At 70.3% G+C, this 12,802-nt stretch carries 13 protein-coding genes; 5 read left to right on the top strand and 8 right to left on the bottom strand.

Annotated elements, in window-relative coordinates:
• Positions 1 to 2: 2 nt before the first annotated feature.
• The gene (locus AC5Y4S_RS04710; RefSeq protein ID WP_500030358.1) at positions 3 to 1,676 is read right to left on the bottom strand and encodes a DAK2 domain-containing protein; all 1,674 of its coding nucleotides are present in this window, start codon (positions 1,674 to 1,676) and stop codon (positions 3 to 5) included.
• Positions 1,677 to 1,923: 247 nt separating this feature from the next.
• Here AC5Y4S_RS04710 and rpmB point away from each other — a divergent pair, with 247 nt between their 5' ends.
• Positions 1,924 to 2,118: a 50S ribosomal protein L28 gene (gene rpmB / locus AC5Y4S_RS04705; RefSeq protein WP_066930307.1), complete on the top strand. Its 195-nt coding sequence runs from the start codon at positions 1,924 to 1,926 to the stop codon at positions 2,116 to 2,118.
• 18 nt (positions 2,119 to 2,136) lie between these two features.
• On the opposite strand, the gene AC5Y4S_RS04700 is transcribed toward rpmB, so the two are convergent.
• The 4 genes from AC5Y4S_RS04700 to AC5Y4S_RS04685 are packed head-to-tail and all read right to left on the bottom strand — an operon-like array spanning position 2,137 to position 5,017.
• Positions 2,137 to 3,069, bottom strand: coding sequence for an NADP-dependent oxidoreductase (locus tag AC5Y4S_RS04700; RefSeq protein ID WP_500032157.1), 933 nt, complete (start codon positions 3,067 to 3,069; stop codon positions 2,137 to 2,139).
• A 5-nt stretch (positions 3,070 to 3,074) separates the two neighbouring features.
• Complete coding sequence (locus AC5Y4S_RS04695; protein ID WP_500030356.1) at positions 3,075 to 3,758, bottom strand: uracil-DNA glycosylase; 684 nt, start codon at positions 3,756 to 3,758, stop codon at positions 3,075 to 3,077.
• Positions 3,755 to 4,045 carry a DUF1330 domain-containing protein gene (locus AC5Y4S_RS04690; RefSeq protein WP_500030353.1) on the bottom strand — a complete coding sequence of 97 codons (291 nt, stop codon included), beginning with the start codon at positions 4,043 to 4,045 and terminating at the stop codon, positions 3,755 to 3,757. The genes AC5Y4S_RS04695 and AC5Y4S_RS04690 overlap by 4 nt, the downstream gene beginning before the upstream one ends.
• Before the next feature lie 9 nt (positions 4,046 to 4,054).
• Positions 4,055 to 5,017, bottom strand: a complete 963-nt coding sequence (locus AC5Y4S_RS04685) for a thiamine-phosphate kinase (RefSeq protein ID WP_500030351.1) — start codon at positions 5,015 to 5,017, stop codon at positions 4,055 to 4,057.
• A gap of 172 nt (positions 5,018 to 5,189) precedes the next feature.
• Here AC5Y4S_RS04685 and AC5Y4S_RS04680 point away from each other — a divergent pair, with 172 nt between their 5' ends.
• The gene (locus AC5Y4S_RS04680) at positions 5,190 to 5,705 is read left to right on the top strand and encodes a DUF3515 domain-containing protein (RefSeq protein WP_500032155.1); all 516 of its coding nucleotides are present in this window, start codon (positions 5,190 to 5,192) and stop codon (positions 5,703 to 5,705) included.
• A 55-nt stretch (positions 5,706 to 5,760) separates the two neighbouring features.
• On the opposite strand, the gene AC5Y4S_RS04675 is transcribed toward AC5Y4S_RS04680, so the two are convergent.
• Together AC5Y4S_RS04675 and AC5Y4S_RS04670 are read right to left on the bottom strand one after the other, a co-directional pair.
• On the bottom strand, positions 5,761 to 6,870 hold the full coding sequence (locus AC5Y4S_RS04675) for a D-alanine--D-alanine ligase family protein (RefSeq protein WP_500030348.1): 1,110 nt from the start codon (positions 6,868 to 6,870) through the stop codon (positions 5,761 to 5,763).
• Between the two features lie 79 nt (positions 6,871 to 6,949).
• Complete coding sequence (locus tag AC5Y4S_RS04670) at positions 6,950 to 7,960, bottom strand: NAD(P)H-dependent glycerol-3-phosphate dehydrogenase (protein ID WP_500030343.1); 1,011 nt, start codon at positions 7,958 to 7,960, stop codon at positions 6,950 to 6,952.
• 90 nt (positions 7,961 to 8,050) lie between these two features.
• Here AC5Y4S_RS04670 and cofC point away from each other — a divergent pair, with 90 nt between their 5' ends.
• The 3 genes from cofC to mutT1 all read left to right on the top strand — a co-directional run bounded on the left by cofC (position 8,051) and on the right by mutT1 (position 12,013).
• The gene (gene cofC, locus AC5Y4S_RS04665) at positions 8,051 to 8,707 is read left to right on the top strand and encodes a 2-phospho-L-lactate guanylyltransferase (RefSeq protein WP_500030341.1); all 657 of its coding nucleotides are present in this window, start codon (positions 8,051 to 8,053) and stop codon (positions 8,705 to 8,707) included.
• A 105-nt stretch (positions 8,708 to 8,812) separates the two neighbouring features.
• Positions 8,813 to 11,002 carry an RNA degradosome polyphosphate kinase gene (locus tag AC5Y4S_RS04660; RefSeq protein ID WP_500030339.1) on the top strand — a complete coding sequence of 730 codons (2,190 nt, stop codon included), beginning with the start codon at positions 8,813 to 8,815 and terminating at the stop codon, positions 11,000 to 11,002.
• 63 nt (positions 11,003 to 11,065) lie between these two features.
• Positions 11,066 to 12,013 carry an 8-oxo-(d)GTP phosphatase MutT1 gene (gene mutT1, locus AC5Y4S_RS04655; RefSeq protein ID WP_500030336.1) on the top strand — a complete coding sequence of 316 codons (948 nt, stop codon included), beginning with the start codon at positions 11,066 to 11,068 and terminating at the stop codon, positions 12,011 to 12,013.
• A 65-nt stretch (positions 12,014 to 12,078) separates the two neighbouring features.
• Here the strand turns inward: mutT1 and AC5Y4S_RS04650 are convergent, their stop codons facing one another.
• Entirely contained in the window at positions 12,079 to 12,720 is a 642-nt protein-coding gene (locus tag AC5Y4S_RS04650) for an HU family DNA-binding protein (RefSeq protein ID WP_500030334.1), read from the bottom strand.
• Between the last annotated feature and the right edge of the window lie 82 nt (positions 12,721 to 12,802).

The raw sequence follows: 12,802 nt of genomic DNA, 5'->3' as shown, positions 1-12,802 counted from the left end.
GGCTACTCGACCCCGATCAGCAGGACGTCGCCGCGGTGGCCGGTGCGGTAGGTCATCAGCTCGGTCCCCGGATGGTGGTCGTGCACGTGGTCCTGCAGGACGTCGCCTACCGCGGCGGCGGCCTGATCGTCGATGCCGGAGCCGATCAGCACCGTCACCAGGTCGCCCCCGGATGCCAGCAGCAGGTCGAGCAGGCCGATCGCCGCCCCGGCCACGTCGGCGGCCACGATGAGCACCTCGTCGCCCGCGATGCCCAGGCCGTCGCCCGGCTGGCAGCGACCGGCCCAGGTCAACGCGCTCTCGGTGGCGACCCGCACCGACGCGTGCCGGGCCGCGCCGGCGGCGCGGGCCATGGTGAAGCCGTCGTCGACCGCCTGCCGGTCCGCATCGTGCACGGCCAGTGCGGCCAGCCCCTGCACCATCGAGCCCGTCGGGATAGGCACCACGTCGATCCCCCACCCGATAGCCGCCGTGCAGCCGGCCACCAACTCCTCGGCGGCCACATACCCGTTGGGCAGCACCATCACCTGGGCGGCGCCGGTGTCGACGACGGCCCGCACCAGCTGGTGGGCGCTGATGTCGCCGATGTCCGGATCGGGCCGCAGCACGCAGGCGCCCTCGCCGGAGAACAGCTCGGCGGCGCCGTCGCCGTCCACGACCGCCAGCACCGCGCGTTCGCGCGTCCAGCCGCCGGCGGGAATCCCGGTGGCACCGGAGGTCAGCGCCGAGATGACGATGCGGCTGAGGCGCCCGGCGGCCAGTCCCGCCTCGACGGCGGCGCCGGCGTCGTCGGTGTGCACGTGCACGGAGTAGCTGTCGGTGGATTCCTGCGCGGCCGCCGCGGCGATGGCCACGGATTCCCCGAGGCTCTCGAGGCGATTGCGCAGCGCGTCCGCGGCCGCGGAATCGCAGCCGTCCAGCCGGTACATCACCTCGAACTGCGGCGCCGGTTGTTCGGCGGCCGCTTCCGGCCGGTGCGCCCGCGGCGACGGCGCGTACACCGCGCGGCGGGGCGCCTGACCGCTGACGGCGCAGCGCAGCGCGTCCAGCAGCACGAGCAGGCCACGCCCGCCGGCGTCCACGGCACCGGCGTGGGCAAGGACGTCGAGCTGCTCGGGGGTCTTTTCCAGCGCGATAACCGCCGCATCGCCCGCGGCGGTGATCGCGGCGGACAGTCCCTCGTCGGCGCAACCCTCGACGGCCTCGGCGGCAGCCCGCAACACCGAGACGATGGTTCCCGGGACTTCGGCGCCGCCCATCGACGCGATGACCAGCTCCACGCCGCGCCGCAACGCGGCCCCGAGCATGGCGGCGTCCATGTGGGGCAGCTCGCCGCCGGCGTCGGCCGCCGCGGCCGCGGTGACATCGGCGATGCCGCGCAGGATTTGCGACAATATCACCCCGGAATTGCCGCGCGCGCCGTTCAATGCACCGGCCGACAGGGCCGCCGCCACCCGCGCCACACACCCGTCCCCGCCGTCCGCACCCGCTCCTACCGAAGCCTCCGCCAGCGCGGAACGCATGGTGAACAGCATGTTCGCACCCGTGTCGGAGTCGGCGACCGGGAAGACGTTGAGCCGGTTGATCTCGTCGATGTGGGTGATCAGGTCGCTGACGGCGGTGTGGGCCCAGTTCCGCAGGGCAGGGGCGTCCAGCAGCGCCTCTGACGTGCCCAAGCGACCCACCTCCCTCGGAGCCTCCCAGCGGCCGGCCACGGCGGCGCGCCCTCTGCCTGAACGCGCCGACCCATCGAGCCTAGCCAGAGCGGGCGACAATGCCGGGGCCGCGTCGCCGGCCAGGTGTTGATCGTTTTGGTGGTTGCCCATGTCAGTCGGTATCCTGGGCTGGCCCGAGTCATTCCGGGCTGCCCCGGCCCTAGCCAGACCGCCGAGCCGGACCCCGATCATTTGAGGAGCTTGAACGATGGCCGCTGTGTGCGATATCTGCGGGAAAGGCCCCGGCTTCGGCAAGTCGGTGTCGCACTCCCACCGCCGCACCAGCCGCCGGTGGGACCCCAACGTTCAGACCGTGCACGTCGTGACCCGCCCGGGTGGCAACAAGAAGCGGCTGAACGTCTGCACGTCCTGCATCAAGGCCGGCAAGGTCGTCCGCGGCTAGCTGAGCGAGGCCGTATCGTCAGTCGCGAACGACGATGACGGTCTTGCCCGCGCGCCGGCCGGGCATACGCCCGCTTTCGAACGCCTCCCGTCCCTTCGCCAGGGGAAACGTCCCGGCGATTTCGAGGTGCAGCCGCCCGCTGTCAACGAGCGCGGCAAGTTCGGCAAGCTGATCCCCATTGGGCGTGACGATGAAGAACGTTGCGGTGATGCCATATTCGTCGGCCTTGCCGTCGGGCGGGGGCGCCGACAAGGTGACCAACCGTCCACCGCGACGCAGCACGCCGAAGGATCGGTCCAAGGTCTCGCCGCCGACGGTGTCGATGACGACGTCGTAGGCGGCGGCGCCTTCGTCGAAAGCTTCTGAGCGAACGTCGATTACGCGTGCGGCACCCACACCGCGCAGGAGCTCGCCGGCATCGCTGCGCACGGTCGCGGTGACCCGCGCCCCGAGGATCGCGGCCAGTTGGACCGTCAGCAGCCCCACCCCGCCCGCCCCGCCGTGCACCAGGACCTCCTCCCCAGGCTGCACCGCGGCGTGGTCAACCAGGGCCTGCAGGGCGGTCAGCCCGCCCATCGGCAGCGCGGCCGCACTAGCATGCGACACCGTCGACGGCTTGGCGGCCAGGTCGGCGGCCGGCACCGCGACGTATTCGGCCGCCGCGCCGTCGCGATCGAATCCGACCAATCCGTACACTTCGTCGCCGGGCTTGAAATCTGTTACGCCCGAGGCGATCTCGGACACCACGCCGGACACCTCGTGCGACGGGATGACCGGGATCCGGCTGACGCCGTCGGTAGTCCACGTCTCGTCCCAGGTCAGCTCGTCGAACGTGATCGCCGCCGCGTGCACCGCGACCAAGACCTCGCCGGCAGCGGGGACCGGGACGGGCGCGCGCTCGACGACCAGCACCTCCGGGCCGCCCCGGCGGTGCGCGCGCAAAGCGGTCATCTCGGTCACGGCAGCCGCCAATCGATCGGGTCGGCGCCCATTTGCGTCAGCAGTTCGTTGGCGCGGCTGAACGGGCGCGAGCCGAAAAAGCCGCGGGACGCCGACAGCGGCGACGGGTGCGGCGACTCGATCGCCACGCAATTGCCCTCCGCCAGAATGGGTTTCAGCGTCGACGCGTCGCGGCCCCACAGGATGGCGACCAGCGGCAGCGACCGCTCGGCCAGCGCGCGAATCGCGCACTCGGTCACCGCCTCCCAACCCTTGCCGCGGTGCGACGCCGGGTTGTTGGGCCGCACCGTGAGCACCCTGTTCAGCAGCATCACACCGCGCTCGGCCCAGGGCGTCAGGTCTCCGCACACCGGCTGGGGGTGGCCCAGGTCGGCGGCGTACTCGTCGAAGATGTTGGCCAGGCTACGTGGCAGCGGCCGCACGTCGGGCGCCACCGAGAAGCTGAGGCCCACGGCGTGCCCGGGCGTCGGGTAGGGATCCTGCCCGACGATCAGCACCCTGACGCCATCGAACGGATAGGTGAAGGCGCGCAACACGTTTGGTCCCGCCGGCAGGTACCGGCGACCCGCGGCGATCTCGTCGCGCAGGAACTGCCCCATCCGGGCGACCTGGTCGCTGACGGGCTTGAGCGCGGTGGCCCAGCCCGGCTCGACGAGCTCGCTCAACGGGCGCGCGGTCATTGCAGCCCTTGCACGAGCAGCACCACCGTGTCGGCCCCCGCCCGCCGGTCCTTCGCGATCTCCTCGTATTCGGGAGATTGCACGAACGTGTAAAAGGCCGCCTCGTCGGGAAAGCGCATCAACACCAGCTTCTCGCGGTCCCACTGGCCCTCGGCGACCTTCGGCGACTCATCGGCGGCGAGCAGCGCTCCCGGGTGCCGACGGAAGACCTCCATGAACCTCGCCTGGTAACGGTCGTAGGCCGCCCGGTCGGTGAACTTCAGCTGGGCGATGGCGTAGACGGTCACCGCGTCACCCTAATACGACTGCCACCCCGCGTAACCGCTCCACTCCGCGCCGTCGACGAGCATCCGGGCCGGCCCGTCGAGCACGCGGCCGATGACGCGCCACCCCGCCGGCACCCGGCCGGCGAAACACGCGGCCAGGGCGTGGTCCTCGCCGCCGCCCAGCACCCACGCCAGGGGGTCCTCGCCTGCCACGTGCCCGGCGGCGGCCAGTGCGTCGCGGTCCGAGGCCAGCGGCGCGGTGGACAGGTCGATTCCCACCCCGGACGCCTCCGCGACGTGGCGCAGGTCGGCGATCAGGCCGTCGGAGACGTCGATCATCGCCTGCGCGCCCGCCGCCGCGGCCACCGCGCCCTGCCCATAGGGCGGCTCCGGCACCAGGTGGCGGCGCCGCAGCCCCTCGAAACCCTCAATGCCTTTCTCCCACAACGAATATCCCGCCGCGGAGCGGCCCAGCTCACCGGCGACCGCGACCGCCGAGCCGGGCTTCGCGCCGGACCGCAATACGGCGGTGCGGCCCTCGAGGTCGCCCAGCACCGTCACCGACAGCACCCACTGCGGGGCACTGACCAGGTCGCCGCCGGCGATGCCGGCGCCGATCCGGCCCGCCTCGTCCCACATCCCGTCGACCAGCGCGTCGACCTGCGCGGCCGGCGTGTCGCCGGGCGCCGCGAAGCCGACGACGAAGGCCGTGGCCCGCCCGCCCATCGCCTCGATGTCGGCGGCGTTCTGGGCGATTGCTTTGCGGCCGACGTCGCGGGGCGTCGACCAGTCCAGCCGAAAGTGCCGGTCCTGCACCAGGACATCGGTCGAAACCAGGGTGCGACCGTCGCCCGCCGTCACCAACGCCGCGTCATCGCCGGGCCCGAGCAGCACCGCGTCGGGTTGTTGGCGGCCGCGCACCAGCCGATCGATGACCGCGAATTCTCCGAGCCGCGCCAGCGTGGGGAACTCCCCCGATGTGTCGTCGCGCACGCCACCTCCTCGCCCGTCCCGCGCCACCGTACGCCGCCCGACCTGCGGTAAGTTAGATCCCTGCCCGCGCGAGCGGACCGCGCCAGTGTAAGAGAAGCAAGGAGGTGCGCGGGCGGTGACGACCGACCCCGCAAGCGGCCCAGCTACCGATACCGGACCACCGCGCGCCGTGATGATCGCGGCGGTGGCGCTGGCCGTCGTGGCGATCGGCGTGATCCTGGCCATCGCGGCCACCCGCCAGGCGCCGCCCCAACCGGTGACCGTCGCGGCCTTCCCCGCGCCCCAGGCGAACAGCGCCGCGTGCCGGGCGCTGGCGGATGCGCTACCGCAGCGGCTCGGGGACTATCAACGCGCGCAGCTGGCGCAGCCGGCGCCCGACGGCGCGGCGGCCTGGCGGACCTCGCCCGACAGCCAGCCGGTGGTGTTGCGCTGCGGGCTCGACCGCCCCGCCGAGTTCGTGGTGGGGTCACCGATCCAGGTCGTCGATCGGGTGCAGTGGTTCGAGGTGGCAGCCGGCCCGCAATCCGCGGGTGAGGCCGGGCGGGCCACCTGGTACACGGTCGACCGGCCGGTATACGTGGCGCTCACGCTGCCCGCGGGATCGGGACCGACGCCCATCCAGCAGCTCTCCGAAGCGATCGACCACGCCATGGCCGCCGTGCCGATCGACCCGGGCCCCGCGCGCTGACCCAATGGTGGCGACCCGCCGCGCCCGGCTACGCCGCGCTTGCGATCGCCACGAGTCAGCGCAGACCCACGCCCCGCGCCAACGCCGTCTCGACCATGATCGCGAGCAGGGTGGGATAGTCGACCCCGCTGGCCGCCCACATCCGCGGGTACATCGAGGTGGTCGTGAAACCCGGCATCGTGTTGATTTCGTTGATGATCGGTCCGTTTTCGGTGAGGAAGAAGTCGACCCGGGCCAGGCCCTGGCAGTCGATGGCCTTGAACGCCCGGATCGCCAATTGGCGCACGGCGTCGGCGATGTCGTCCTCGACCTTCGCGGGCACGTCCAATTCGGCTGCGTCCTCGAGGTATTTCGTCGCGAAGTCGTAGAACGAGTCCTCGCGGCCCCGCACCCCGGCCACCCGGATCTCGCCGACCGTGCTGGCTTGCACTGTGCCGTCGGGCATTTCGAGGACGCCGCACTCCAGCTCGCGACCGTTGATCGCCGCCTCGACGATCACCTTCGGATCGTGCCGGCGGGCGTTCGCGACCGCGGCGGGCAGCTCGTCCCAACTCGGGACCCGGCCGACGCCGATCGAGGAGCCGCCGCGCGCGGGCTTGACGAACACCGGCAGGCCCAGGCGCTCGCGCTCGTCGAGGTTCAGCGCCGCCCGCGGCGCGCGCAGCACCGCGTGCGGACCGACCGGAAGTCCCTCGGCTACAAGGAGCTTCTTCATGAACTCCTTGTCCATGCCCGCGGCGCTGGCCAACACCCCGGCGCCGACATAGGGCACCCCGGCGAGTTCGAGCAGCCCCTGGATCGTGCCGTCCTCGCCGTAGGGGCCGTGCAACACCGGAAACACCACGTCGACCGCCGTCAAAACCTCGCCGGCGCCCGGCGAAAGCGAAACCAGCTCACCGCCGCGCCCAGGATCCGCCGGCAGGGCCAGCTCGGTGCCCGACTCGGCGGTCACCTCCGGCAACCGCCGATCGGTGATCGCCAGCGCGTCCGGGTCACCGTCGGTGAGCACCCACGAACCCTGCGGGGTGATGCCGATCGCGATCACCTCGAAGCGCTGCGGGTCGAGGTTGCGCAGAATGCTGCCCGCCGACACGCACGAGATGGCGTGCTCGTTGCTGCGCCCGCCGAACACGACGGCCACGCGCACGCGCTCGCTGGCATTCACAACCTGGAGAGGCTACCGGTACCGACGCGCCTGGGCCGGGCACCGCACCGCCACCTGGGCTTTCGCCCGCCGGGGCGTCTCATTCGGGCTTGGTGCTGCGGCCCAGCAGCAGCGCCATCGCCTCCTCCACCGACAATCCCTTGTGACACACCCGGTGCACGGCTTCGGTGAGCGGCATCTCGACGTCGTAGCTGGACGCCAGCGCCAGCACCGCCTCGCAGGACGTCACGCCCTCGACGACGTGCCCCTCCCCCGCCTGCGTGGCCGACTCCAGGGTCCCGCCGCGGCCCAGGCATTCGCCGAACGACCGGTTGCGCGAGTGCGGCGAGGTGCAGGTGGCCACCAGGTCTCCGACGCCGGCCAGCCCGGCCAGCGTCGCCCCCTTGGCGCCGAGCGCTATCCCCAACCGCATGATCTCCGCCAGGCCGCGGGTGATGATCGCCGCGGCGGTGTTTTCGCCGAGGCCGACGCCGGCCGCCATCCCGCAGGCGAGCGCGATGACGTTCTTGCACGCCCCGCCGATCTCGGTGCCGACCACGTCGCTGTTGGTATAGGGACGGAAGTAGCCGCTGTTGAGCATGCGCTGCACCGCGACCGCGCGGCCGGAATCGCTGCATGCGACGACCGTGGCGGTGGGCTGGCACTGGGCGATCTCACTGGCCAGGTTCGGGCCCGAGATGACCGCGACCTGTGCGGCATCCACGCCGGTCACCGAAACGATCACCTGGCTCATCCGCATGAGGGTGCCCAGCTCGATGCCCTTGGCCAGGCTGACCAGGGTCGCGCCGTCGGCCACCAACGGCGCCCACCGTTCGAGGTTGCCGCGCATCGTCTGCGCCGGCACGCCGAGCAGCACCGTCGTCGCGCCGGCCAGGGCCTCGCTCGCGTCGGTGGTGGCGCGGATGCCGGGCGGCAACAGCGTGCCGGGCAGATAGGCGGGGTTATATCGGGTGTCGTTGATCTCGTCGGCGACGTCGGAGCGCCGCGCCCACAGCACGACTTCTCCACCGGCGTCAGCGAGCACCTTGGCCAGCGCCGTGCCCCAGGCACCGGCGCCCATCACCGCAACGGCGCCGTCTGTGCCCGCCATCTGTCACCCCTGTCCGAACGGTTGCGTCGTCAACGCGGATCACGCTACCGCGACGCCGGGTCGCCGCGGTCGCGCTGGCAGGATGGCGGGATGAGCGGCACACGGGCCGAGGGGGCGGACGACGGCGCGGGTGACGTCGCGTTGATCATCGCCGTCAAGCGGCTGGCCGCCGCCAAGACCCGCCTGGCCCCGGTGTTCTCGGCGCCGCGGCGGGAAAAGGTAGTGCTGGCCATGCTGGTCGACACCTTGACCGCCGCGTCGGGTGTCGAGGCGCTGGGCTCGATCACCGTCGTCACGCCCGACGACGCCGCGGCGGCCGCGGCGGCCGAACTCGGGGCCGCCGTGCTGGCCGACCCGACGCCCGAGGGCGACCGCGACCCGCTGAACAGCGCGATCGTCGCGGCCGAACGAGCGGTGGCCCGGGCCTTCACCAATGTCGTTGTGCTGCAAGGTGATCTGCCGGCGCTGCAGACCCAGGAGTTGGCCGAGGCGATCGCCGCCGCGCGCCAGCACCGGCGCAGCTTCGTCGCCGACCGGCTGGCCACCGGAACCGCCGCCCTCTGCGCGTTCGGCGCCGCGCTGGATCCGCAGTTCGGCCCGGATTCGTGCGCGCGGCACCGGCGTTCGGGCGCGATCGAGCTGACGGGCGCGTGGCCCGGCCTGCGCTGCGATGTCGATACCCCCGCCGACCTGGTGGCCGCGCGTCGTCTCGGAGTCGGCGCGGCGACCGCCCGCGCCATCAAATAGTGCGAGCGCAGCAGTAACGAAAACCCGTCACAGCAAATCTGTACGAGCGATGAACGGCGCGCCAACTGCGAATGGATGTCCGCCGAGCGCTAGCAGCACCAGCGGGTGATGAGCAATGATCGCATGGTGACCGAAACCGAAGCCGAGGCACGGCCCGACGAGACCACATGGCACTCCGGCGAGGCCGACGTGGCCGCACCGCCGGCCGCGACCCCCGCCGCGATCTCCGACGAGCTGCCCGAGGACCGCTACCTCAACCGCGAACTGAGCTGGCTGGACTTCAACGCGCGCGTGCTCGCGCTGGCCGACGACAACTCGCTGCCGCTGCTGGAGCGCGCGAAGTTCCTGGCGATCTTCGCGTCCAATCTCGACGAGTTCTACATGGTGCGGGTCGCCGGCCTCAAGCGCCGCGACGAGATGGGCCTGTCCGTCCGGTCGGCCGACGGGCTGACACCGCGTGAACAACTGGCCGTCATCGGCGAACAGACCCAGCGAATCGCCACCAGGCACGCGCGGGTGTTCCTCGATTCGGTGCGACCGGCGCTCGCCGAGGAAGGCATCCACATCGTCACGTGGGCCGATCTGGATCAGGCGGAGCGCGACGAATTGTCGACTTATTTCAGCGAACAAGTCTTTCCCGTCCTGACCCCGCTGGCCGTCGACCCCGCTCACCCATTCCCGTTCGTCAGCGGGTTGAGCCTGAACCTGGCGGTCATGGTGCGCCAGCCCGAGGACGGGGGCCAGCACTTCGCCCGGGTCAAGGTGCCGAACAACGTCGATCGCTTCGTCGAGCTCGACATCCGCGGCGCCGACGGTGAGGGACCGGAGATCGTCCGCTATCTCCCGATGGAAGAACTGATCGCGGCGTTTTTGCCCGAACTGTTCCCGGGTATGGAAATCGTTGAGCATCACGCGTTCCGCATCACCCGCAACGCGGACTACGAGGTTGAAGAGGACCGCGACGAGGACCTGCTGCAGGCACTGGAGCGGGAGCTGGCGCGCAGGCGTTTTGGTTCGCCGGTGCGGCTCGAGATCGCCGACGACATGACCGAAAGCATGCTCGAACTGCTGCTGCGCGAACTCGACGTGCACCCCGGTGACGTCATCGAAGTGCCCGGCCTGCTCGACCTTTCGTCGTTGTGGCAGATCTACGGGATCGAGCGGCCGGCGCTCAAGGATCCGACATTCGTTCCCGACACCCACCCCGCCTTCGCCGACCGCGAAACACCGCGGAGCATTTTCGCGACGCTGCGCGAAGGCGATGTGCTGCTTCATCATCCGTATGACTCGTTCTCCACCAGCGTGCAGCGATTCATCGAGCAGGCCGCCGCCGACCCCAACGTGCTGGCGATCAAGCAGACGTTGTACCGCACCTCCGGTGATTCGCCGATCGTTCGGGCACTGATCGCCGCGGCCGAGGCCGGAAAGCAAGTGGTGGCCATGGTGGAGATCAAGGCACGCTTCGACGAACAGGCCAACATCCGCTGGGCGCGCACACTTGAGCAGGCGGGCGTGCACGTGGTCTACGGCTACGTCGGACTGAAGACGCACTGCAAGACCTGCCTGGTGGTGCGCCGCGAAGGCTCGGCGATCCGTCGGTACTGCCATATCGGGACCGGCAACTACAACGGAAAGACGGCGCGGCTGTACGAGGACGTCGGTCTGCTCACGGCGTCCCCCGAAATCGGGGCCGATCTGACCGATTTGTTCAATTCGCTAACCGGCTACTCGCGCAAGGTTTCCTACCGCAATCTTCTGGTCGCCCCGCACAGCATTCGCACGGGCATCATCGAACGCGTCGAGCGCGAGATCGCCGCCCACCGCGAACACGGCGGCGGCCGGATCCGGATGAAGATGAACGCTCTGGTCGACGAGCAGGTGATCGACGCGTTGTATCGCGCGTCGCGGGCGGGGGTGCGGGTCGAGGTGGTGGTGCGCGGCATCTGCGCGCTGCGCCCCGGAGCAGAAGGCTTCTCGGAGAACATCTCGGTCCGATCGATCCTCGGCCGCTTCCTGGAGCACTCGCGGATCATGCATTTCAACCGCATCAATGAGTTCTGGATCGGCAGCGCCGACATGATGCACCGCAACCTAGACCGGCGCGTCGAGGCGCTGGTTCAGGTCAAGGATCCGCGGCTCACGGCCTATCTGGACGATTTGTTCGAGTCCGCGCTGGACCCCTCGACCCGGTGCTGGGAACTGGGTCCCGACGGGCAGTGGACCGCGTCGCCCCAGGAGGGTCACACCGTGCGCGACCATCAGGAATCGCTGATGGAGCGGCACCGCAGCCCCTGACGCCGTGTGGTAGCTTCCAGGTCGCATCCACGACCGCGAGCGAATTGACCTGCAGGAGTTTAGGTGTCGAACCAGACCTCATCGGCGGGTCGGCGGTCGGGAAGCAAGATCGTGTACGCGGCGGGCGCGGTGCTGTGGCGCAGGGCCGGCGACGACCCGGCTGACCCGAGCCTCGAGGTGGCCGTGATCCACCGCCCCCGCTACGACGACTGGTCGCTGCCGAAGGGCAAGGTGGACCCCGGCGAGACGGCCCCGGTGGCGGCGGTCCGCGAGGTGTTCGAGGAGACGGGCCACCGCGCCATCCTCGGACGGCGGCTCGACATGGTGAGCTATCCGATCGAGCAGGGCGTCAAGAAAGTCTATTACTGGGCGGCGCGCGACACCGGCGGCGAATTTACGCCGGGACGCGAGGTCGATGAGTTGGTGTGGCTGCCAGTCGCCGAGGCGAAGGACAGACTCACCTACCCGCACGATCGAAAGATGTTGCGCCACTTCGCAAAACAGCCCGAAGACACGCGCACCGTGCTCGTGGTCCGGCATGGCACCGCCGGCCGGAAATCACGATTCAAAGGCGACGACACCAAACGCCCGCTCGACAAGCGGGGACGCGCGCAGGCCGAGGCACTGGTTCCCCAGCTGCTGGCCTTCGGCGCCACCGACGTGTATGCGGCGGACCGGCTGCGCTGTCACCAGACGGTCGAACCACTCGCCGAGGAACTCGGTGTGACGGTCCACAACGAGCCCGCCCTCACCGAGGAGTCGTACGCGAAGAGCCCCAAGCGCGCGCGCCACCGGATGCTCCGCATCGCCGAGGAGGCAGACACCCCGGTGATTTGCACGCAGGGCAAGGTGATTCCGGACCTCATCGCCTGGTGGTGCGAACGCGACGGGGTGCGCGCCGATAAATCGCGCAACCACAAGGGCAGCACGTGGGTGCTGTCCCTGTCAGGCGGCCGCCTGGTGGCGGCCGACCACATCGGCGGCGCGCTGGCCGCCAACGTGCGGGCCTGACACACAAATACCCTCCGGGTGGGGCAGTTGCCGCCACCCCGAAGGGTATCCGCGTCTGGAGCTTCCTACCGGCGACCGCGCCGAGCGGCGGCCTTCTTGGCAGGAGCCTTCCTGGCCGGAGCCTTGCTCGCTGCCTTCTTGGCCGGAGCCCGCTTCGTTGCGGCCTTCTTGGCGGGAGCCTTCTTCACCGCGGCCTTCTTGGCGGGAGCCTTCTTCACCGCGGCCTTCTTGGCCGGAGCCTTGGTCGCGGCCTTCTTGGCCGGAGCCTTCTTCACCGCGGCCTTCTTGGCCGGAGCCTTCTTGGCCGCGGCCTTCTTGGCCGGAGCCTTGCTCGCCGCCTTCTTCGCCGGAGCCTTCTTCGCCGCCTTCTTGGCTGCGCCGGCCGCTACCACACCACGTTTCACTGCAGGTCCTTCCGCCGGGAGGCGCTGTGCGCCAGACACAACCGCTTTGAATTGGGCACCGGGCCGGAACGCCGGGACCGATGTCGGCTTCACCTTTACCGTCTCGCCCGTACGCGGATTGCGGGCCACCCGCGCCGCGCGCTTCCGCTGTTCGAAGACACCGAACCCGGTAATGGTCACACTGTCGCCCTTGTGCACCGCGCGCACAATGGTGTCGACAACATTCTCGACGGCGGCGGTCGCCTGCCGACGGTCCGAGCCCAATTTCTGTGTGAGCACATCTATGAGCTCTGCTTTGTTCATCCAAACCCTCCGAAGCCAGTGGTCCCATTTTTGGGAACCGACTGCGAACACGGTAAACCCTCACCCAGCAAATTTCCAAGAG

The organism is Mycobacterium sp. NGS64, from assembly GCF_059812245.1.
The sequence above is the reverse complement of the archived record's forward strand: the minus strand, read 5'-3'. Positions and strand labels throughout refer to the sequence as shown.